22 protein-coding genes are annotated in these 21,951 nt (G+C 64.6%); 19 read left to right on the top strand and 3 right to left on the bottom strand.

Annotated features, from left to right (window positions below):
• The first annotated feature begins 287 nt into the window (after positions 1-287).
• The 4 genes from rutB (at position 288) to rutA (ending at position 3,386) form a co-directional block, all read left to right on the top strand.
• Positions 288-1,016, top strand: a complete 729-nt coding sequence (rutB, locus tag H8S47_RS17340) for a pyrimidine utilization protein B (protein WP_187505031.1) — start codon at positions 288-290, stop codon at positions 1,014-1,016.
• 115 nt (positions 1,017-1,131) lie between these two features.
• The gene (rutC, locus tag H8S47_RS17345) at positions 1,132-1,515 is read left to right on the top strand and encodes a pyrimidine utilization protein C (protein ID WP_187505032.1); all 384 of its coding nucleotides are present in this window, start codon (positions 1,132-1,134) and stop codon (positions 1,513-1,515) included.
• Positions 1,515-2,303 carry a pyrimidine utilization protein D gene (gene rutD / locus H8S47_RS17350; protein ID WP_187505033.1) on the top strand — a complete coding sequence of 263 codons (789 nt, stop codon included), beginning with the start codon at positions 1,515-1,517 and terminating at the stop codon, positions 2,301-2,303. Before rutC ends, rutD begins: the two co-directional genes overlap by 1 nt.
• Positions 2,304-2,312: 9 nt before the next feature.
• On the top strand, positions 2,313-3,386 hold the full coding sequence (gene rutA / locus H8S47_RS17355; RefSeq protein WP_187505034.1) for a pyrimidine utilization protein A: 1,074 nt from the start codon (positions 2,313-2,315) through the stop codon (positions 3,384-3,386).
• A gap of 306 nt (positions 3,387-3,692) precedes the next feature.
• Here rutA and H8S47_RS17360 read toward each other — a convergent pair whose 3' ends face one another.
• Together H8S47_RS17360 and H8S47_RS17365 are read right to left on the bottom strand one after the other, a co-directional pair.
• Positions 3,693-5,471: a cation:proton antiporter domain-containing protein gene (locus H8S47_RS17360; RefSeq protein ID WP_187505035.1), complete on the bottom strand. Its 1,779-nt coding sequence runs from the start codon at positions 5,469-5,471 to the stop codon at positions 3,693-3,695.
• Between the two features lie 246 nt (positions 5,472-5,717).
• Positions 5,718-6,938: an NADP-dependent isocitrate dehydrogenase gene (locus tag H8S47_RS17365; protein ID WP_187505036.1), complete on the bottom strand. Its 1,221-nt coding sequence runs from the start codon at positions 6,936-6,938 to the stop codon at positions 5,718-5,720.
• Positions 6,939-7,091: 153 nt separating this feature from the next.
• On the opposite strand from H8S47_RS17365, the gene H8S47_RS17370 reads away from it, so the two are divergent.
• Positions 7,092-7,820, top strand: coding sequence for a phosphatidylserine decarboxylase (locus tag H8S47_RS17370; RefSeq protein WP_187505037.1), 729 nt, complete (start codon positions 7,092-7,094; stop codon positions 7,818-7,820).
• On the top strand, positions 7,817-8,668 hold the full coding sequence (locus tag H8S47_RS17375) for a CDP-alcohol phosphatidyltransferase family protein (protein ID WP_187505038.1): 852 nt from the start codon (positions 7,817-7,819) through the stop codon (positions 8,666-8,668). The genes H8S47_RS17370 and H8S47_RS17375 overlap by 4 nt, the downstream gene beginning before the upstream one ends.
• Here H8S47_RS17375 and H8S47_RS17380 read toward each other — a convergent pair.
• Positions 8,607-8,840, bottom strand: a complete 234-nt coding sequence (locus H8S47_RS17380) for a hypothetical protein (RefSeq protein WP_235983024.1) — start codon at positions 8,838-8,840, stop codon at positions 8,607-8,609. The two genes, H8S47_RS17375 and H8S47_RS17380, sit on opposite strands and share 62 nt — an antisense overlap.
• 325 nt (positions 8,841-9,165) lie before the next feature.
• Between H8S47_RS17380 and rpsB the strand changes: the two genes are divergently transcribed.
• The 13 genes from rpsB (at position 9,166) to H8S47_RS17445 (ending at position 21,669) form a co-directional block, all read left to right on the top strand.
• Positions 9,166-10,017 (top strand): 30S ribosomal protein S2, encoded by an 852-nt coding sequence (gene rpsB / locus H8S47_RS17385; protein WP_187505040.1) that lies wholly within the window; start codon positions 9,166-9,168, stop codon positions 10,015-10,017.
• Between the two features lie 89 nt (positions 10,018-10,106).
• The gene (gene tsf / locus H8S47_RS17390; protein WP_056055945.1) at positions 10,107-11,039 is read left to right on the top strand and encodes a translation elongation factor Ts; all 933 of its coding nucleotides are present in this window, start codon (positions 10,107-10,109) and stop codon (positions 11,037-11,039) included.
• A 578-nt stretch (positions 11,040-11,617) separates the two neighbouring features.
• Positions 11,618-12,346, top strand: coding sequence for a UMP kinase (gene pyrH, locus H8S47_RS17395; RefSeq protein ID WP_060527372.1), 729 nt, complete (start codon positions 11,618-11,620; stop codon positions 12,344-12,346).
• Between the two features lies 1 nt (position 12,347).
• Entirely contained in the window at positions 12,348-12,905 is a 558-nt protein-coding gene (gene frr, locus H8S47_RS17400; protein WP_187505041.1) for a ribosome recycling factor, read from the top strand.
• A 68-nt stretch (positions 12,906-12,973) separates the two neighbouring features.
• Positions 12,974-13,693: an isoprenyl transferase gene (locus H8S47_RS17405; protein WP_214655156.1), complete on the top strand. Its 720-nt coding sequence runs from the start codon at positions 12,974-12,976 to the stop codon at positions 13,691-13,693.
• Positions 13,694-13,874: 181 nt separating this feature from the next.
• On the top strand, positions 13,875-14,630 hold the full coding sequence (locus tag H8S47_RS17410) for a phosphatidate cytidylyltransferase (protein ID WP_187505049.1): 756 nt from the start codon (positions 13,875-13,877) through the stop codon (positions 14,628-14,630).
• Positions 14,627-15,784, top strand: coding sequence for a 1-deoxy-D-xylulose-5-phosphate reductoisomerase (locus H8S47_RS17415; protein ID WP_187505043.1), 1,158 nt, complete (start codon positions 14,627-14,629; stop codon positions 15,782-15,784). The genes H8S47_RS17410 and H8S47_RS17415 overlap by 4 nt, the downstream gene beginning before the upstream one ends.
• Complete coding sequence (gene rseP / locus H8S47_RS17420; RefSeq protein ID WP_187505044.1) at positions 15,781-16,914, top strand: RIP metalloprotease RseP; 1,134 nt, start codon at positions 15,781-15,783, stop codon at positions 16,912-16,914. Before H8S47_RS17415 ends, rseP begins: the two co-directional genes overlap by 4 nt.
• A gap of 53 nt (positions 16,915-16,967) precedes the next feature.
• Entirely contained in the window at positions 16,968-19,754 is a 2,787-nt protein-coding gene (gene bamA, locus H8S47_RS17425; RefSeq protein ID WP_235983027.1) for an outer membrane protein assembly factor BamA, read from the top strand.
• Positions 19,754-20,416, top strand: coding sequence for an OmpH family outer membrane protein (locus tag H8S47_RS17430; protein WP_187505046.1), 663 nt, complete (start codon positions 19,754-19,756; stop codon positions 20,414-20,416). The genes bamA and H8S47_RS17430 overlap by 1 nt, the downstream gene beginning before the upstream one ends.
• Positions 20,417-20,461: 45 nt before the next feature.
• The gene (gene fabZ, locus H8S47_RS17435; RefSeq protein ID WP_187505050.1) at positions 20,462-20,911 is read left to right on the top strand and encodes a 3-hydroxyacyl-ACP dehydratase FabZ; all 450 of its coding nucleotides are present in this window, start codon (positions 20,462-20,464) and stop codon (positions 20,909-20,911) included.
• A 101-nt stretch (positions 20,912-21,012) separates the two neighbouring features.
• Entirely contained in the window at positions 21,013-21,243 is a 231-nt protein-coding gene (rpmE, locus tag H8S47_RS17440) for a 50S ribosomal protein L31 (protein WP_187505047.1), read from the top strand.
• Between the two features lie 108 nt (positions 21,244-21,351).
• Complete coding sequence (locus tag H8S47_RS17445; RefSeq protein ID WP_187505048.1) at positions 21,352-21,669, top strand: PilZ domain-containing protein; 318 nt, start codon at positions 21,352-21,354, stop codon at positions 21,667-21,669.
• The last annotated feature ends 282 nt before the right edge of the window (positions 21,670-21,951 follow it).

Raw genomic sequence — 21,951 nt, forward strand, 5'->3', positions numbered from 1 at the left:
CGGCCCGCCTGAGCCCGAACGTCTGAACATGCGGAACCCGACCCACCCCCAACCCCTCCCTTCCAGGGAGGGGAGAAAGCGCGCCACGCAACAACGGAGCGCATTTCCCATCGACTCGTGAAATGCCCACCGGCCCGCGCCCCTTGTTCTCCCGCGAAGGCGGGAGCCCAGGCTGCCCCGCCTTCGCGGGGAAACAAGATGTCTGCCTAGCAGGAGGTGCCGTTGCGCCCCCCACCCCCAATTCATTTCGCACTTGCACAATTCCTACGATCCGGCAGCTTGTGCACATGACAGCGGCCCCTCCGATCATCCGAACCGGCGCGAACGAGGCCAACGCCGTCACGCTGCCCGCCCGGCCGGAAGCGCTCCGCCTCGACCCCGCCGAAACCGCCGTCGTCGTGATCGACATGCAGAACGCCTACGCCTCCCCCGGCGGCTATGTGGACACGGCCGGCTTCGACATCGCAGGCTCGGCTGCCACGATCGCCCAGATCGCCAAGGTCCTCGTCACCGCCCGCGCAGCAAAAATGCCGGTCGTGTTCCTCCAGAACGGCTGGGACCCCGACTATGTCGAGGCCGGCGGCCCCGGCTCGCCCAATTGGCACAAGTCCAACGCGCTCAAGACCATGCGCGCCCGCCCCGAACTTCACGGCCAGTTCCTCGCCCGTGGCGGCTGGGACTACGAGATCGTCGACGCGCTAAAACCCCAACCCGGCGACATCCGCGTCCATAAAACCCGCTACAGCGCGTTCTTTAACTCACAGCTCGACAGCATTTTACGCTCGCGCGGCATCCGCAATATCGTCTTCGTCGGCATCGCCACCAACGTCTGCGTCGAGAGCACGCTGCGCGACGGCTTCCACCTCGAGTATTTCGGCGTGATGCTGGAGGACGCGACACACCATCTCGGCCCGCCCGAGATGCAGTCGGCGACCGTCTACAATATCGAGAAGTTCTTCGGCTGGGTCAGCACGGTCGGCGATTTCTGTGGCTCGTTCGGGCAGTTGCCGAAGTGACCGGCACCCTTCTGTTCCCTCGCGAACGCCTTGTCCCAGGAATCGCGAACGATGACGCCTGCGACCCTGGACCCCCGCCTTCGCGGGGGAATGGTGATGACCTGAAAGGATGACGATGCCGTTCGAAGCCATCAACCCACCCCAGTTCCCGACCCCGATCGCGCCCTATTCCGCCGCCGCGAAAGCCGGCAACACGGTCTACGTCTCGGGCGTACTCGCGCTGGGCGAAGGCGGCACAGTCCTCCACCCCGGCGATGCCGCCGCGCAGACGCGGACCGTTCTCGACACCATCAAGACCACGCTGGAAGCCGCCGGCGCGACACTCGCCGATGTCGCCTTCAACCACATCTTCCTCAAGGACCTCGCCGACTACGCCGCCTTCAACAGCGTGTACGCCGAGTATTTCCCCGGCCCCAAACCCGCGCGCTACTGCATCAAGACAGACCTCGTGAAGCCCGAGTGTTTGGTCGAGATCGCCAGCATAGCCCACCTCGCCTGATGGCAATCGCGGGCGGCATCCACTGGGAAGAGCACGGCCAGCCCGACGGCCCCGCGATCCTCTTGTCGAGCGGCCTCGGCGGTTCGGGCAGCTACTGGCAGCCGAACCTCGCCGCCCTCGGCGCCGGCTACCGGGTCATCACCTACGACCACCGCGGCACCGGCCGCTCCGACCGCCACGTCCCCGGCGACCTGACCGTCGAGGCGATGGCCGCCGACGTCGTCGCGCTGATGGACTCGATCGGGCTCGACCGCTGCACCTTCATCGGCCACGCGCTCGGTGGCCATATCGGCCTCGCGCTCGCCCTGGCCGCGCCCGAACACCTCGACCGCCTCGTCGTCATCAACGGCTGGGCCAAGCTCGACCCGCACACCGCGCGCTGCTTCGACACGCGGCTCGCGTTGCTGAGCGACAGCGGCCCGCGCGCGTATCTCCACGCACAACCGCTGTTCCTCTACCCGCCGCAATGGATTTCCGACCATCATGACCGGCTTCAGGACGAGGAGGAGGACATGCTCGCGCATTTCCCCGGCGCGGAAATGATCCAGCGGCGAGTCGCGGCCGTCCGCAGGTTCAACATCGCCGGCCGGCTCGACGAGATTCGCGTGCCGACGCTGCTGGTCGCGTCCGACGACGACATGCTCGTGCCGCCGTCCGCGTCCGAAAAGCTTGCTGCGGGCATCCCCGGCGCGCAGTTTGCTCGGATGGCGGCGGGCGCGCATGCCTGCAACGTGACGCGTGCGGAGCATTTCAATTTGTGGCTGCTCGACTGGCTCGACGGCGAATAGGAGCGGCATATGCAGGTCGGCGTCTTCGTTCCCATCAACAACAACGGCTGGCTGATCAGCGAGAACGCGCCGCAGTACAAACCAAGCTTCGACCTCAACAAGGCGATCGCGCAGTCCGCAGAGAAGCACGGTCTCGACTTCCTGCTGTCGATGATCAAGCTGCGCGGGTTCGGCGGCAAGACCGAATTCTGGGACTACGGGCTGGAGAGCTTCACGCTGATGGCCGGCCTCGCCGCCGTCACCGAGAAGATCAAGATCTACGCGACCTGCGCGACGCTGCTCGTGCCGCCCGCCTACGCCGCGCGGATGTGCAACACGATCGATTCGATCAGCCACGGGCGGTTCGGCCTCAACCTCATCACCGGCTGGCAGCCGCCCGAATATACGCAGATGGGAATGTGGCCCGGCGACGAACATTTCCGCAATCGCTACAAGATGCTCGACGAATACGCCCACATCCTCCGCGAACTGTGGGAGGAGGGCACGTCCGACTTCAAGGGCGACTATTACCAGATGACCGACTGCCGCGTCTGGCCCAAGCCGACCGGCGACATGAAGATCATCTGCGCCGGCTCCTCTGACGACGGCTTGGCGTTCTCGGCGAAATGGGCCGACTACGCGTTCTGCCTAGGGAAGGGCGTCAACACCCCGACCGCCTTCGCGTTCAACAACGAGCGGCTGGCCGTAGCGACCGCGAAAACCGGCCGCGACGTGCAGATCTTCGTCCTGATCATGATCATCGCCGCCGAAACCGACGACGAGGCGATGGCGAAATGGCAGCACTACAACGCCGGCGTCGACGTCGACGCGATCGCTTGGTTGATCGACCAGGGCACCAAGGACACGCACAACAAGGACACCAACGTCCGCCAACTCGCCGCCCCCGAGGGCGCGGTGAACATCAACATGGGCACATTGGTAGGCTCGTACGAAAGCGTCGCGCGCATGCTCGACGAGATGGCCGCGGTTCCCAACACCGGCGGCGTGTTGCTGACCTTCGACGATTTTCTCGAAGGTGTTGAGGCATTCGGTCAACGAATACAACCACTTATGAAGAGCCGAGAAGGCGTGATGGCCGCCTGAATCTACCGCAAGTTGGCCTAACCCTCCCTAACCTTCTTTTCGCCTCTCCCTCTCCCAGTGGGGCAAGAGGGGCGCACGCAGGGTCATCACAAGGCAGCCACCACCCCGGCGAAGGCCGGGGCCCAGTTGGGAAACAGAGCTAATAGCGGACGGCGCCCCGTTACGACCACCTTTCCAACTGGGCCCCGGCCTTCGCCGGGGGGGGCGCTTCAGGAACTACCCAAAGCCTGTTCCCCCGCGAAGGCGGGGGCCCAGACTGGACTCCCGCCTTCGCGGGAGAACAAACCTTTTGCGAAACGGGGAAGATCAAACCGCCCGAGGCGTCCGCTTCGCCTTCCGAATCCGCGGCTCGGCAATCATGTCCGCCGCCTTCTTGATCTCCTGCCGAAGCTCATCCCGCTTCTCGTGGATCGAAGCGATCACCGGCCCCATCGCCACCCCAAGATCGACCAGCACCGCCTCCGCCAGTTGCAACGAACTCTCCAGCGTCTCCGGCACCGCATCCGTCACGCCAGCCCGGTACAACTCCGCTGCGTGCGCCGTATCCCGTGCACGCGCCACGATCGGCAAATCCGGCGCCAAAGCCCGAACCCGCCGCGCCAGCCGGACCGTCAGCACCGGATCGTCCATCGTCAGGATCAACGCCTTGGCGGTATGCAGCTTCAGCCGATCGACCAGTTCAGCACGCGCCACGTCGCCGAACAGCACCGGATGCCCTTGCGCCCGCGCGGCTTCGACGGAATCGATATCCGCCTCCACGGCAACGTACTTCTGTCCGTGGACTGCCAGCATGTCCGCCACCATCCGGCCCACGCGACCAAAGCCGATCACGACGGTTCCCGGCCCATCATCGTCGATCTCGATATCCCCGGCATCGGCACCCGACCGGCTTTCCAGTTGACGCGAGACGGTTCGACCGAGCTTGGCCAGCAGCGGCGTGATCGTCAGGCCGATCGCAGTGACGGTCTGCCAGAACGACGCGGTGGAGGGCAGGATCAATTGCGCCTGAGCCGCGGTTGCGAGCACGATCAGCGTCGTTTCCGACGGGCTGCCCATCAGCAGCCCCGTCTCCGCCGCAACGCCGCGCCGCGAATTGGCGACGCGCAGGAACAGGAACGTCACGATCGCCTTGGTCGCCACCACGCCCGTCACGGCAAGCAGCAACGACGGCCAGTTCTGCGCGATCAGCCGGAGATCGAGACTCATGCCGACGGTGATCAGGAACACACCTAGCGCGAGCCCCTTGAACGGCGCGGTGATGACCTCGACCTCGCTGTGATATTCGGTCTCGGCGATTAGCAACCCCGCCAGCAGCGCGCCGACGATCGGCGACAGCCCGGCGGCCGTTGTCGCGACGCTCGCGACGATTACCACCAGCAGCGACGCGGCCAGGAACAGCTCAGGACTCTTGGTGCGCGCGGCCTGCCCGAACAGCCGGGGCAGGACCACCCGCCCGCCGATATACATTGCGACGACGGTCAGCCCGCCGCGCAGCGCGACACCGGCGATGTTCGACCAGCCGTCCGCACTCGCTGTCGGCGCCAGCGCACCGAGCACGAAGATAATCGGCACGAGCGCCAGATCCTCGAACAGCAGCATCGCAAACGCCCCGCGGCCGACCGCGCCGGTGGTGCCGACGAGCGGCAAGACCAGCGCCGTCGATGACAGCGCAAGCGCGAACCCGAGCCCGATCGCGCCCGCCCATTCCTGGCCGATGAAGTGCAACGCCACGCCGATGATCAGCGCCGAGCCGATCAGTTCGGCCGCGCCGGTGCCGAACACCAGCCGCTTCATCGACCACAGTCGCTTGAACGAAAGTTCGAGGCCGATCGAGAACAGCAGGAGGATGATCCCGAACTCGGCGAACGGCTCGATCGACTCCGGGTTCGAGATGGTCAGATAATAGAGCCACGGCGCGGAGCCGGTGAGCGAGCCTAGCCCGGCGGGGCCGACCAGCAGGCCGACCAGGATGAAACCGATGACCGGGCTGACGCGGAACCGTGCGAACGCGGGGATGACGAGCCCGGCCGCGCCAAGAATGACGAGCGCGTCGCTGAAACCTTGATTGTCGAGCCGTAATGCCATGCGTGCGACCTTAGGGGACGCATGACGGAATTGTCACCCGTGGTGTCGTGTTGGGGGGGGGCGGTGCGGTGTTTGGGTTTGAAAGGCATCCCCCACCCACTCCGTCATCCTGACGAAAGTCAGGACCCAGGGTTACAGACGCTGACGGTTTTGGCTCTGGGTCCTGACTTTCGTCAGGATGACGAGGGGGTAGGGGCAGTATCCGAGAAAACCCCGCCCCCGTTTTCCGGGAGCGGGGGTGCCAGATCAGGCCCAGTTGGCCATTTCGGCTTCGAGGTTGGACCGCACCTGCTCGAAGAACTGCTCGGTCGTCATCCAGGGCTGGTCGGGGCCGATCAGGATCGCGAGATCCTTGGTCATGTGGCCGTTCTCGACCGTCTGGACGCAGACGCGCTCGAGCGTCTCGGCGAACTTCGTCACGTCGGGCGTATCGTCGAACTTGCCGCGATACTTCAGGCCACCGGTCCACGCGAAAATCGACGCGATCGGGTTGGTCGAGGTCGCCTTGCCCTGCTCGTGCATGCGGAAGTGGCGCGTGACGGTGCCGTGCGCCGCCTCTGCCTCGACCGTCTTGCCGTCCGGGGTCAGCAGGATCGAGGTCATCAGGCCGAGCGACCCGAATCCCTGCGCGACCTGGTCCGACTGAACGTCGCCGTCATAGTTCTTGCAGGCCCAGACGAACTCGCCGTTCCACTTGAGCGCCGATGCGACCATGTCGTCGATCAGGCGATGCTCGTAGACGATGCCGGCTTCCTTGAACTTATCCTTGAACTCGGCCTCGAACACCTCGGCGAACAGATCCTTGAAGCGGCCGTCATAGGCCTTGAGGATCGTGTTCTTGGTCGACAGATACACCGGCCACTTCAGGTTGAGGCCGTAATGCATCGATGCGCGCGCGAAATCGCGGATCGAATCGTCGAGGTTGTACATCGCCATCGCGACGCCCGCCGACGGGAACTGGAACACCTCGCGGTCGATGACCGTGCCGTCGTCGCCTTCGAAAACGAGGCGCAGCTTGCCGGGGCCGGGGACTAGATAGTCGGTCGCGCGGTACTGATCGCCGAATGCGTGACGGCCGACGACGATCGGGTGCGTCCAGCCCGGGATCAGGCGGGGGACGTTCTTGATCACGATCGGCTCGCGGAAGATGGTGCCGCCGAGGATGTTGCGGATTGTGCCGTTCGGCGACTTCCACATTTTCTTCAGGCCGAACTCGGTCACGCGCTGCTCGTCGGGCGTGATCGTCGCGCACTTGACCGCGACGCCGTGCTTCTGCGTAGCGAGCGCGCTGTCGATCGTGACCTGGTCGTCGGTCGCGTCGCGATGCTCGACGCCGAGATCGTAATAATCGAGCTGGATATCGAGATACGGCTTGATCAGGCGCTCGCGGATCCATTCCCAGATGATCCGGGTCATCTCGTCGCCGTCGATCTCCACGATCGGATTCTTAACCTTGATCTTCGCCATATCCGGGTCCTTCGGGGGAGGGGTTTGGGGAGCGTCTAGGGGAGCGCGGCGCGGCGATCAACCGTTGGGCAACCACTGGCCAACCGTTGGTGCGGCAAGGAAAAGCCGGTTCATCGTTGTATCGCACGTCCGGCACGGATAGACCCGCCGGTTATGGCATCGCTCGACAAGCCGCCCGTCACGACCTCCACGGTCAAATGGCGATTTCCCGCAGTCCACCCGGAGGGCCACAAATACGTCGCGATCGCGACCGGCATCACGCTGTTGCTGACGGTTTTCAGCCACGTGCTGTTCTGGCCGATGGTCGGCGTCGTGATCTGGGTCGCGACGTTCTTCCGCGATCCGATCCGCACGACACCGCAGGGAGAGGGGCTGATCGTCGCCCCCGCCGATGGCCTGATCACGATGATCCAGCGCGTTCCCATCCCGCGTGAGCTGGCCGGTGAGAACGGTCTCGGCGACGCGCCGCTGGTCCGCATCTCGATCTTCATGTCGGTGTTCGACGTGCATATCAATCGCACGCCGATCGCCGGGACTATCCGCCAAGTCGTTTATATCTCGGGCAAGTTCCTTAACGCCGACCTGGACAAGGCCAGCGACGAGAACGAGCGCCAGCATTTCGTGGTCGAGGACCGTCATGGCATGCGGGTCGGCTTTACGCAGATCGCCGGCCTGGTGGCACGGCGTATCCTGGGCTTCGTGAAGGCCGGCGACATGGTTGCGGCCGGCCAGCGCATCGGGCTGATCCGGTTCGGCAGCCGCGTCGACGTGTACCTGCCCGATCATGTCGTACCGCAGGTCTGCCTCGGCCAGCGCAGCATTGCAGGCGAGACCGTGCTCGGTCGCGTCGGTGGTGTTCCGGTCGGTGGTGTCGCGCAATGATCGACCGCGACGATATCGATGACGGTTCGACTGACGCACGCAGTCGCGGAAAGTTCGGTCGCACCCGCCGGGCGCCGCGCGGCCTTCCGCTGCGTGCGGTCGCGCCCAATGCCGTAACCGCACTGGCATTGTGCTCAGGCCTTAGCGGCGTGCGATTTGCGATTGGCGGCGAATGGCAAAGCGCCGTCGCGATGATCATGGTCGCCGGCGTGCTCGACGGGCTCGACGGCCGGATCGCGCGCATGCTGCACGGCGAAAGCCGGTTCGGCGCCGAACTGGACTCATTGTCCGACGCGATCTCGTTCGGCGTTGCGCCTGCGTTGATCGTCTATCTGTGGTCGCTGGCCGCGCTGCCGCGTGTAGGCTGGATCTGCTCGCTGATCTTCGCGGTGTTCTGCGCACTGCGTCTGGCGCGCTTCAATGCCAAGATCGACGAGAGCCATCAGCCGCACAAATCGGCCGGCTTCCTGACCGGCGTACCGGCCCCCGCCGGCGCTGGTCTAGCGCTGATGCCGATGTTCTTCTGGTTCTGGACCGACGAACCGAAATTCGCGTCGCCCTATTTCGTCGCACCGTGGGTCGCGTTCGTCGCGCTCCTGATGGTGTCCAGCATCGCGACCTACTCGTGGAGTTCGGTCAAACTCCGCAGCAACATCCGGTTCGAAGCTATCGCGCTCGTCGTGTTGCTCGGCGCCGCGATAGTGAGCGCGCCGTGGCATACGCTCAGCATCATCTGCGTGCTGTACCTGCTCTCGATGCCGTTCAGCATCGCGAGTTACGCCAATATCAGGCGGCAGCGTTCCAGCGGCGGGCGGGCACCGGAGCCGACGTCGAAGCCCAGCGCCTGACCGCGATCCGGCGCTCCGCGACGGCCAAAGTGCGGAGTGGCTGGAACGCGGGCTCTACGTTGCCCATCGCGAGACGAAGGATGCGGTCCCACTGCGGCGCGATCGACGAGACGATCATCGTGCCCGCGACCGCGAATGCACCAGCAAAAACCATGAAGCTCAGAACCAACATCACGTCCGCCTTCCTATGAGTTGCGAACAAATTCTTAATATCCGCAAACACTTGGTCAGAAACATCGTTCCATTCGTCGCATTTCGAATCCCGTCCTACCGGGGTGATTCTGCGCCGAGTCGAACATCTGTTCCCCTCTGAGCCCTTTATGTTCTCATTGCGTTCCATGAGTCAAGCGGGCCTTGTGCGATTGCTTTTCAAATAAAGTCACGCTAAGGGCCGCGCCTCTAACCCCGCATGGGAGGCATCATAGCCCGGTGCGTCACGGTCATTTGGCCACGACGTCATCCGCTTCCCAGAGGCACAACCGGAAGGATATATCCCTATGGCGGCTCCAGTCGTCTCCATGCAGCAGCTCATCGAAACGGGCGCGCATTTCGGCCACCAGACTCATCGGTGGAACCCCAAGATGAAGCCTTACATCTTCGGTGATCGTAACGGCGTCCACATCCTCGACCTCTCGCAGACCGTGCCGCTGTTCGCGCGCGCACTCGAATTCGTCTCGTCGGCGGTTGCCGGTGGTGGCAAGGTCCTGTTCGTCGGCACCAAGCGCCAGGCGCAGGAGCCCGTCGCAGACGCAGCGCGTCGTTCGGGTCAGCACTTCGTCAACCATCGCTGGTTGGGCGGCATGCTCACCAACTGGAAGACCATCTCGGGTTCGATCAAGCGTCTCAAGACGCTCGAGGAAATGCTGTCGGGCGACACTGTCGGCCTGACCAAGAAGGAAGTCCTTCAGCTCACCCGCGAGAAGGACAAGCTCGAGCTTTCGCTCGGCGGCATCCGCGACATGGGCGGCATTCCCGACGTGATGTTCGTGATCGACGCGAACAAGGAAGAGCTGGCGATCAAGGAAGCGAACACGCTGGGTATCCCCGTCGTCGCGATCCTCGATTCGAACGTGTCGCCTGACGGCATCGCCTTCCCGGTTCCCGCGAACGACGACGCAGCCCGCGCCATCCGCCTGTACTGCGAGGCGATCGCGATCGCAGCGACGCGCGGCGGCCAGGAGCAGCAGCGCCGCACCGGTGCCGACATCGGCGCGATGATCGAGCCGCCGAAGGAAGAGGCCATCGCAGAGCCGACCGTCGAAGCAACCGCCGAAACGGCGCAGGTAACCGCGAATGCCGATACCGCTGCAGAATTCGCAGCCGAGGGTGAGCGCCAGATCGACGCATAAGCGTCGTCGCCGAACCGTCATGCGGGCGGGGTAGGGCGAAAGCTCTGCCTCGCCCGCAACCATATTCAGACCAAAAAAGGATTAGAGACATGGCCGATATCACGGCAGCGATGGTCAAGGATCTGCGCGAGAAGAGCGGCGCGGGCATGATGGATTGCAAGAAGGCGCTGAGCGAGAACGCCGGCGACATGGAGCAGGCAATGGATTGGCTGCGCACCAAGGGGCTCGCAGCCGCCGCCAAGAAGTCCAGCCGTACCGCGGCCGAGGGTCTGGTCGGCGTCGCCGTGTCGGGCACCAAGGGCGCAGCGGTCGAAGTGAACTCGGAGACCGATTTCGTCGCGAAGAACGACCAGTTCCAGTCGTTCGTCCGTGACGTCACGCAGATCGCGCTTGCAACCGGTGGCGACATCGAGGCGCTGAAGTCGCAGGCGATGCCATCGGGCAAGACCGTCGAGGAAGTCCTGACGAACAACGTCGCGACGATCGGCGAGAACCAGTCGCTGCGCCGCTCGCGCACGCTGGAAGTCAGCAAGGGTGCGGTCGTTCCGTACATCCACAACGCGGCCGCTCCCGGCCTCGGCAAGATCGGCGTGCTCGTCGCGCTTGAGTCGGAGGCTTCGGACGAGGTTCTCCAGGCGCTCGGCAAGCAGCTTGCGATGCACATCGCAGCCGCGTTCCCCAAGGCGCTCAACGAAGCCGACCTCGACGAGTCCGAGATCGAGCGCGAGCGCGCGATCGCGACCGAGAAGGCCGCCGAGTCGGGCAAGCCTGCGGACATCATCGCCAAGATGGTCGAGGGCGGCATCGCCAAGTACCGCAAGGAGCACGCCCTGGTCAGCCAGCTGTTCGTGATGGACGGCAAGACCAAGATCTCCGACGTCGTTGCCAAGGCCGGCAAGGACGCGGGCGCCGAGATCAAGCTGGTGGACTATGTCCGCTTCCAGCTCGGCGAAGGCATCGAGAAGGAGCAGTCCGACTTCGCAGCCGAGGTTGCTGCTGCTTCGGGCGTGCCCCAGGCGTAAGCTATCCTTTTCCCTCGCCCCTTCGGGGAGAGGGAAGGGGCCCGCTCGGCTCTTGTCGAGTGGGAAGGGTGAGGGGGGTGGCGAGGTCTCGAACCTCACGCCCCCTCATCCGGCCCTGCCGGGCCACCTTCTCCCCGAGGGGAGAAGGATAGGCATCCTCCGTTATGCCGGGCTCGTTCGGGCATCCAGGGGGCTGCAAGTCATCCATCGGTAAACCTTCGAGGCGGTGACATCAGGTCACATCGGCCAGACTGTCCCTGGCCTCAACGCCTCCCCGGCGAAGGCCGGGGTCCAGGTGGAAGACGAAGGTGACGACGGGGCGTCTTCAATTACATCGACCTTGCCAACTGGACCCCGGCCTCCGCCGGGGAGGCGTCGTCGTCGGCGTCGTTGATTCCAGATTGGCCAGCCATGACACTTCCTCCGCACCCTGGGAGAATGACGAGCAGCTAGACCCAGCCCAGCCCGTTTTCCGTCTCATCTCCACCCAGTTTCGATGCACGCGCCGCACAGCGCTTCACATCCCGGGCCTCGCCGCCTAAGGTCCGCGCCGCCCCGCCAATCACAATTCGAGATTTATGACGCCTCCGCGCTACAACCGTATCCTGCTGAAACTGTCGGGCGAAGTCCTGATGGGCACCTCCGGCTTGTCGATCGACACCGAGGTTACCGCGCGCGTCGCGCAGGAGATCGCCGACATCAAAGCCCGAGGCTACGAGATCTGCATCGTCGTCGGTGGCGGCAACATCTTCCGCGGCATGGCCGGCGCAGCACGCGGCATGGACCGCGCGACTGGCGATTACATGGGCATGCTCGCGACCGTCATGAACGCGCTCGCCGTGCAGAACGCGCTGGAGCAGATCGGCGTCGACACGCGCGTCCAGTCGGCGATCCCGATGGCGTCGGTGTGCGAGCCGTTCATTCGCCGCCGCGCCGAGCGTCACCTCGAAAAGGGTCGCGTCGTGATCTTCGCGGCAGGTGTCGGCAGCCCCTATTTCACCACCGATTCGGGCGCCGCGCTGCGTGCTGCCGAGATGAAGTGCGACGCTTTGTTCAAGGGCACCTCGGTCGACGGCGTCTACAACGCCGACCCGAAGACGCACCCCGACGCGGTGCGCTACGAAACGGTGTCGTACAGCCGCGTGCTGTCCGACGACCTCAAGGTCATGGACGCGAGCGCGATCGCGCTGTGCCGCGACAACAATATCCCGATCGTCGTCTTCAACATCCGCGAACCCGGCAATCTCGCCGCGGTGCTGGCGGGTGATGGCGTGTCGACGATCGTCCAGAACGAGCAGGAGCTTTAAGATGGCCGCATATGACAAGACCGACCTCGAGCGCCGCATGGCGGGTGCCGTCGAAGCGCTGAAGAGCGATCTCGCAGGACTGCGGACGGGTCGCGCGTCGACCGCGTTGCTCGATCCGGTGATGGTGACGGTGTACGGATCGTCGATGCCGCTGAACCAGGTCGCGACCGTCTCGGCGCCCGAGCCGCGGATGCTGTCGGTGCAGGTCTGGGACAAGTCGAACGTCGGCCCGACCGACAAGGCGATCCGTTCGGCCGGCCTCGGCCTCAACCCGATCGTCGACGGCCAGACGCTGCGCCTGCCGATCCCGGATCTGACCGAAGAGCGCCGCAAGGAGCTCGCCAAGCTGGCCGGGCAATATGCCGAGAAGGCGCGCATCGCGGTCCGTAACGTGCGTCGCGACGGCATGGATTCGCTCAAGACCGACGAGAAGAAGGGCGTGTTCAGCGAGGACGAGCGCAAGCGTCATGAGACCGAAGTGCAGAAGCTGACCGACGGCATCGTCGCCGAGCTCGACGCGACCGCGACCGCCAAGGAAAAGGAAATCCTGGGCAAGTGAGGGCGTTCGGCGCCGCTTCAACCGGGGCCTCGGCCGGGGCTTCGGCTGGGGCTCCTTCGACCGCGCCGCTGGCTGCCGTCCCGTCGGGCGGAGCAGTCCCGCGCCATGTCGCGATCATCATGGACGGCAATGGTCGCTGGGCGAAGAAGCGGTTCCTGCCGCGCTTCGCCGGGCACAAGGCTGGCGTCGAGGCCGTGCGGAAAGTGACGCGGGCGGCGCGGGCGATGGGGATCGAGGCGCTGACGCTCTACGCGTTCTCGTCGGAGAACTGGCGCCGGCCGGCCGAGGAAGTCAGCGACCTGATGGGGTTGCTCCGCCATTTCATCCGCAGCGACCTCGACGAACTCGCGCGTGAGAACGTCCGGCTACGCGTGATCGGCGACTATCACAGCTTTTCGCCCGATCTGGTGGCGATGGTCGACGACGCGATCGCGCGGACCGCAAGCAACACCGGCCCGATCCTCGCGATCGCGCTCAACTACGGCGCGCATGCCGAACTGGTCGGCGCGGCACGCCGTCTCGCCGAACGCGCCCGTGACGGTACGCTCGATCCTGCCAGCATCGACGTCGGCACGATCGAGGCCGAACTCGACACGCACGATCTGCCGCCGCTCGACCTGATGATCCGCACCTCGGGAGAGCAACGCCTGTCGAATTTTCTGTTGTGGCAGGCGGCTTATGCCGAGCTGCTGTTCGTCGACACGCTATGGCCCGACTTCGATGGGGCAGCGCTTGCTGATGCTGTCGCGGCGTTCGGCCAACGCCAGCGCCGCTACGGTGGTCTGTGAATTTCCTGTTCCCTCGCGAACGCGGGGGCCCAGGAGCCATGGATGCCAGCGTGCGTGACCCTGGAACCCCGCGTTCGCCGGGGAACACTTGTTGGTTTGGAGTGGCCCTTTGACGACCCTGCCAGACCCCGCGAAGGCGCCCGACCAGGCGCTGCGAACGCCGTCCAATCTCAAGCTTCGGATGATCGCCAGCGTCGGCATGATCGTCGTCGCCAGTATCGCGCTGACGCTCGGCGGGATCGCGTTCTGGTTGCTGGGCATCCTTGCGGCGCTGTTCATGATGGCGGAATGGTCGATGCTCCAGGGCGTCGACGCCAAGACCAAGCGGATGACGCAGTTCGCGCTGTCGGTGCCGCTCGCGCTGATGGCGCCGGCGTCGCTGATCCTCGTCGTCCATGATTTCTTCACGCTGGGGCTGCTCGCGGGTGCCGCGTTCTTCGTCGTCATCACGACGCGCAAACCCAAGCTAGCGCTCGGCATCGTCTATTGCGGCCTCCCCGTGCTCGCACTGATGGTCATCCGGCGGCAGGACGAGGGCATCCTCTACACGCTGTGGGCGCTGTCGCTGGTGTGGGCGTGCGATATCGGCGCGTTCTTTACCGGGCGGACGCTGGGCGGGCCCAAGCTCGCGCCGGTGATCAGCCCGAACAAGACATGGTCGGGGCTGATCGGTGGCGTCGTGCTGGCGAGCGCGGTCGCGGCGGTGCTGCACACGCAATACGGCCTGCCGATGCGGATGACGCTGGCAACGCCGGTGCTCGCCGTGCTCGCGCAGATGGGCGATCTTTACGAGAGTTGGTTGAAGAGGGTGGCAGGCGTGAAGGACAGCGGCAACATCCTGCCGGGGCATGGTGGCGTCATGGATCGCCTCGACGGCCTGGTCCCGGTCGCGCCGGTCGCGGCGTTCCTCGTCCTGTTGCCGCACTTCTACGCATGAAGACCGTCACGATTTTGGGGGCGACCGGCTCAGTTGGCACCTCGACGCTCGACCTGATCGAACGTGAACCCGACCGCTTCCGCGTCGTCGCGCTGACCGCTAACTGCGACGTGGCGAAGCTCGCTGCGGCCGCGATCCGGACCAACGCGGAGTTTGCCGTAGTGGCGGACGAGGGGTGCTTGCCCGAACTCCGTGAAGCGCTGGCCGGTACGGGGATCCGCGCGGGCGGTGGCTCTGAGGCTATCGTCGAGGCGGCGTCATCGGGTGCGGACTGGACAATGGGCGCGATCGTCGGCTGTGCCGGCCTGAAGCCGGTGATGGCAGCGATCGAGCAGGGCGGCACCGTCGTGATCGCCAACAAGGAGCCGCTGGTCTCCGCCGGTGACGTCATCCTTGCCGCGGCCCGGCGAACCGGCGCGACGCTGCTGCCTGCTGATTCCGAGCACAACGCGATCTTCCAGTGCTTCGACGCGAGCCGCCCCGAAGGCGTCCGCCGCATCATCCTGACCTGCAGCGGTGGGCCGTTTCGCGACTGGACGACCGAGCAGATGCGCGGCGTGACGCTCGAACAGGCGGTCAAGCATCCCAACTGGTCGATGGGCGCAAAGATCTCGGTCGATTCGGCAACCTGCATGAACAAGGGCCTCGAGCTGATCGAGGCCGCGCGGCTGTTCCCGATCCCGCATGACCGGATCGAGATCGTGATCCACCCGCAATCGGTGGTTCACAGCCTGGTCGATTATGTCGACGGCTCGGTTCTCGCGCAGCTGGGTCCCCCCGACATGCGGACGCCGATCGCGCATACACTCGCCTGGCCGGATCGGATGGCTACGCCGATGGCCCCGCTCGACCTTGTCGCGATCGGCCGACTCGAGTTCGAAGCGCCCGATCCGGTACGCTTCCCGGCGCTGCGACTCGCGCGTGAGGCATTGGACGCAGGCGGGGCGCGGCCGGCGATTCTCAATGCCGCCAACGAGGTCGCGGTCGAGGCCTTCCTCAAGCGCCGCATTTGTTTCCTCGAAATTGCCGCAATCGTCGAACATACGTTATCCTGTTACGACCCGGCCGCGCCGGACAGCGTCGATGCCGTATTGGCGATCGACACCGAGGCGCGGGTATTAGCGGGTGTACGTGTGAAGGATTGCGCGGTTTGATCGAAACACCCGGTATCCTGCTGACGATATTGTCGTTCGTCCTGGTGATCGGACCGCTCGTGTTCGTGCACGAGATGGGCCATTACCTCGCCGGACGCTATTTCGGGATCAAGGCGGATGCTTTCGCGGTCGGCTTCGGTCGCGAGATCGCAGGCTTTACCGACAAGCGCGGGACCCGCTGGAAGTTCGGCTGGCTGCCACTTGGCGGCTATGTGAAGTTCGCAGGCGATATGAACCCGGCCAGCCAGCCCTCGGCCGAATGGTTGTCGCTGCCCGCCGAAGAACGCCAGCGCACCTTCCAGTCGAAGCCGGTATGGCAGCGCGCGATCGTGGTCGCCGCCGGCCCGGTCGTGAATTTCGTCGTCGCGATCCTGATCCTCGCCGGTTTCGCCTTCGCGTATGGCGACATCCGCATGCCGCCTGTCGTCGGTGGCACGGTGCCCGGCAGCGCCGCGGCTGCGGCCGGATTGCAGGTCGGCGACCGGATCACCGCGATCGGCGGACGGTCGGTCGAGACGTTCGACGATCTCGCCCGCTTCGCGCGCATCCGCGCCGGCGAGCGTACGCAGATCGACGCAGTGCGCGGTGGCCAGACGGTATCGCGCGATCTCGTAATCGGCACAGAATTGCAGCGCGATCGCTTCGGCAACGAATACAAGATCGGCCGCCTCGGCATCGCCGGCAGCAAGCCCGTGATCGTCCCTGTCAGCCTGATCGAAGCCCCGGTGATCGCGGTGAAGCGCACCGGTGAGATCGTCTCGATGATGGTCGAGACGCTGAGCCAGGTCATCACCGGGCGCCGCTCGGTCAAGGAACTCGGCGGGCCGCTTAGCATCGCCAAGGTGTCGGGCGAACAGATGTCGCTCGGGCTCGACGCCTATGTGTTCCTGATCGCCCTGGTCTCGATCAATCTGGGGTTCATCAACCTGCTGCCAGTGCCGATGCTGGATGGCGGTCACTTGTTCTTCTATGCGATCGAAGCGGTGCGCAGGCGCCCGGTCGAGCCGCAGGTTCAGGAATGGGCGTTTCGTGGCGGCCTCGCGGCGATCCTCGCGCTGATGCTGCTCGTGACCTTCAACGATCTCGGCAATTTCGGGCTGTGGAAGAATCTGGCCGGCTTGATCGGCTGACCACGATAGGGCAGGGCGGGCGCGCCTTGTATGTGCACGTTTTTAAGGTGGGTTTGGTGACAGCGATCAACGGTTACGATTTCGCGCGCAAGGGCGCCCTGCTGCTTGCAGGAACGATCCTGTCGGGCGTTCCCGCGCTGGCACAGACCGTGCCGGCTGGCTCCGCGACTCCGGGGGCGACTCCTGCGCCAAGCCCTTCGTCGGGCCGGCAGTCGACGACGGCTGCTCCGGTCGTGGGTGTAACGCCCGTCGCCGCGCCGGTATCCGTGCGAACGATAAAGACTCTGCGCGTCGAGGGATCGCAGCGCATCGAGGCCGAGACGGTGCTGTCCTACACCAAGCTGCGCGTCGGCATCCCGTACACCGCGGAGACGCTCGATCAGGCACTGAAGGACCTGCAGGCGAGCGACCTGTTCGCGGATTACTCGATCGCGGGTGTCGAGGACGGCAACATCGTTCTCCGCGTGCGCGAAAACCCGATCATCAACCGCGTGATCATCGAGGGCAACAAGGCGCTGAAAAGCGACAAGATCACGAAAGAGATCAAGCTCGCGCCGCGCCAGATCTTCACGCGCACCGCGGTCCGCCAGGATATCGCGCGGATCATCGAACTATACCGTCGCCAGGGCCGCTTCGGCGCCGTCATCGATCCGAAGATGGTCAATCTCGATCAGAACCGCGTCGACGTCGTCTTCGTCGTGAGCGAGGGGCCGAAATCGAAGGTCCGGCAGATCAACATCCTCGGCAACGAGGTGTTCTCCGACGACCAGATCCGCGGTCAGATGGCGACCAAGCAAGCCCGCCTGTTCCGCCTGCTCTCGTCGGCGACCAGCTACGATCAGGATCGCCTGTCCTACGATCAGCAGAAGCTCCGCCAGTTCTACCTGACGCAGGGCTATGCCGATTTCCGCGTGACGTCCGCAGTTGCCGAGCTGACGCCGGACAAGAAGGACTTCATCATCACGTACGTGGTGGAAGAAGGTAAGCGCTACAAGTTCGGCGACGTCACCGTCGACAGCCAGATTCGCGACTTCGACAACACCAAGCTTGCCGCCTCGCTGCCGCTCAAGAAGGGCGATTGGTACAATGCGAAGCTGGTCGAGGATTCGGTCGACAATCTGAGCCAGACCGCGGGCCTGTTCGGCTATGCGTTCACCGAGGTGAACCCGGAGTTCGCCAAGGATTCCGACACGCTGACGATGGGGATTAATTTCAACATCGCCGAAGCCAAGCGGACCTATGTCGAGCGGATCGAGATCAACGGCAACACGCAGACGCAGGACAAGGTCGTCCGCCGCGAGATTCGTCTGGCCGAGGGCGACGCGTTCAACAGCTTCCAGGTGAAGCGCTCGCAGGATCGCATCAACTCGCTGGGCTATTTCCAGGACAAGATGGAGATCAAGCAGCTGCCGGGCTCGGCGCCGGACCGCGTGATCCTCGAGACCAACCTCGAAGAGAAGTCGACCGGCGAGTTGCAGCTGTCGGCGGGCTATTCCAGCCTTGAACGCTTCATCGTCCAGGCGAACATCACGCAGCGCAACTTTCGCGGCAAGGGCCAGGAACTGCGCGCGGGCGTCAATTATTCGAGCTATTCGAAGTCGATCGAGCTGGGCTTCACCGAGCCATACCTGTTCGACAAGAACATCGCGCTCGGTGGTGATATCTTCCGGCGCGATTATAATTCGTTTAACTTCGTCGGCAATGATCGACAGACCAACTATTCGCAGGTCTCAACTGGTTTCCAGCTTCGTACCGGCGTGCCGCTCACCGAGTTCTGGTCGCTATCGGCGCGCTATGGCCTGTCCTATGACGAGGTCGGTCTCGACAACCAGTTCCTGAACGCCGATGGCTCGTGCAACGTGCTCGTGGCAGGACGCTATCTGTGCGACGCGATCGGCAATCGCTGGACGTCCTCGGTCGGCTATTCGCTCAGCCGCGACAATCTCAACAGTCGCTTGCGGCCGACGGCCGGTTCGCGCTTCTCGTTCAGCCAGGACTTTGCCGGCCTCGGCGGCGACGTGAAGTACATCCGGACTCGTTTCGAAGGGTCCAAGTACCAGAACCTCGGCAGCGGGTTCATCGGCTCGATCATCGCCGAAGGCGGCTATATTCATCCGCTCGAGAAGGCGCGCAGGGCAGGCTCGGACGCCGTCCGGATTACCGATCGCTTCTATCTGGGTGAACCGCAGTTCCGCGGCTTCGACATCCGCGGCGTCGGGCCGCGCATTCTGCGCGCAGCCTATAGCAATGGAACACCGACCCAGGTTCTCGCGACCGACCGCAATTCGATCCAGGACGATGCGCTTGGTGGGCGTGCCTATTACCTGGCGCGTGCGGAAATCGAGATCCCGTTGGGCTCCGGCGCCCGCGAGCTCGGCTTGCGGCCGTCGATCTACGCGCAGGTCGGCAGCCTGTTCGGTATCACCAGGCCGCTGCCGTCGGCGACGTTCCCGACTTTGATCGATCCGACCACGGGCAAGGAATATGTCGGATCGACCTTCACGCCATCGGTCAATTCCGCGGGTGCGGCGCTCTATACATACACGACGACCGACACGACCGGTGCGCCGGTCACGGCCAACACGACCTGCGCGGCCGGTTCTCCGGATGCGGCGGGCGCGTGTATCGGCACAGCTGCCAATCCGCGTGCCTTGACCGAACAGACGCCTTTCGTCGAAAGCTTCCTCGGCAACTCGGCCAAGCCCCGTCTGTCGGTGGGTATCGGCGTCAACTGGAACTCGCCGTTCGGCCCGCTCCGCATCGACCTCGCCAAAGCCTTGCTCACCCAGAAGGGTGACGACCCCAAGCTCATTACTTTCAACGTAGGGACACAGTTCTGATGACGACGTTCAAGACGCTTCTCCTCGCCGCAGCGCTCGTCGCGCCGGCTGCAATGACCGCGACCGCTGCCGACGCACAGGTTTCGGGCATCGCCGTCGCCGACGCGCAGGGCGCGATCGCCAACTCGAAGGCCTGGAACGCCGCGCGCGCCCAGATCGAGACAACCTACAAGGCGCAGCTCGACCAGGCCGAGACTCGTCGTCAGGCCGTGGCTCGCGAGCTCCAGCCGCTGGTCACCGCGTTCCAGACCGCACAGCGTGCACCCGGCGCGACCGAAGCCACGTTGCGTCCGCAGGCTCAGGCGATCCAGGCGCGTGAAAACGCGGCCAACCAGGAACTCGCTCGTCTGACGCAGCCCGCTCAGCGCGCGCAGCAATATGCGATCGAGCAGATCCAGGCGAAGCTGAGCGACGCCGTGACCGCTGCCGTTCGCGCGAAGAACGTCAGCCTGTTGTTGCGTCCGGAGGCCGCGCTGTTCGCACAGCCGACCGCCGATATCACGGCCGCGATCACCACCGAGCTCGATCGTCTGGTGCCGTCGGTCAGCACCGCCGTGCCGGCGAACTGGCAGCCGAACCAGGGCGGCCAGCAGCAGCAGGGCGCCGCACCCGCCGCAGCCGCGCGTGCACCTGCCGCGACGCGCACCCCGCAGGGTCGCTAAGCCACACCGATGACCGAGACCGTGAACGATACTGTGGAAAAAGGCATGGGCCCGCTCGATATCGGGCGCGTCATGGCCGCGTTGCCGCATCGCTACCCGATGCTGCTGGTCGATCGTGTCGAGGATCTGATCCTCGACACGTCGATCACCGCGATCAAGGCGGTGTCGATGAACGAGCAGTTCTTCCAGGGGCATTTCCCTGGGCGCCCGATCATGCCGGGCGTGCTGATCGTCGAGGCGATGGCACAGGCGGCTGGGATTCTCGCGGTCGAGTCGCTGGGTCTCGCCGGCTCGGGCAAGCTCGTCTATTTCATGGCGATAGACGGGGCGAAGTTCCGCAAGCCGGTCGAGCCGGGCGTTTTGCTTAAACTGGAAGTCACGTTCGTCCAGAAGCGTAGCGCGGTTTGCAAGTTTGCCGGCCGCGCCCTCGTCGACGGGCAATTGGTGGCCGAGGCGAACTTCACGGCGATGATCGCCGACCCGCCCAAGGCCTGAATCGCGTCGAAGCACGCATTCTTGTAAAATCGGGCGCGTCCGTGTACGGGCGCGCCTTCCTTTCAGGCTGGTCGGAACCAGCCACCTACCGGAGAATTCCCATGAAGGCCGACACGCACCCCGATTATCACATGATCACCGTTCAGATGACGGATGGCAGCAAGTACCAGACTCGCACCACCTGGGGTAAGGAAGGCGATGTGATGACGCTCGAGATCGATCCGCTCGCGCATCCGGCATGGACCGGTGGCCGCGGCACGATGCTCGACACCGGTGGCCAGGTCGCGCGCTTCAACAAGCGTTTCGGTGGTGGCATCACGCTCCGCAAGTAATACGAGTTAACCCCCGGAACGGGTTCGATTTAATTCGTTCCGGGGGTATTCCTTAACGCGACTTTAAGTGCCGGCGACCAAGCTGCTCCTCGCAAGGACGAGGGCCTTATGTTCGCCGCCGAATTCGAACCCGCAGAACGCACCAGCCGGCGCCGCGCGCCGCGCGCACCGATCTCGCTCGACGCCGGCATCGGCAAGACGGGCCGGGCCCTGTGCAGGGTTATCGATATTTCCGTACACGGCGTACGGCTCCAAACCTATTCGGCGCTCAGGCGCGGTACCAGCATCTGGCTCAACCTGCCGGAGATCGGCCAGGTCGTCGCCGATGTGATGTGGGCCGACGATTTCACCGCCGGTTGCCAATTTCACACCCCTCTGCCCATCGAAGCGTTCGAAGCGCTCGTCGCCAAGGATACCGGCAGTTGACCGATCGCGTCGTGGCGGGCTGCGATGCGGAGCCTCCCGTATCCATTTGCAATGATCTCGGATCTCGGCCTGCGATGCGTCTTGCACGCGGCACGGTGACCAGCGCGCTTGTGCCGACGGGGCAGGGAGGGCGCTGTGAGGGTGCGAGCCCCGAAAACCCGAAAAACTGACCTGAAACTGTAAAAAAGCATTTGACGGGTTTGGGAGGTGGCCCTAGAGGGGTGTCACCGCAGCGGACGGCCACACGGTCTGGTTGCTGAGGTCGCAAAAAACCAGATGCTG

The sequence above is a fragment of the Sphingomonas albertensis genome, from assembly GCF_014358075.1.
GTDB classification, from domain to species: domain Bacteria; phylum Pseudomonadota; class Alphaproteobacteria; order Sphingomonadales; family Sphingomonadaceae; genus Sphingomonas; species Sphingomonas albertensis.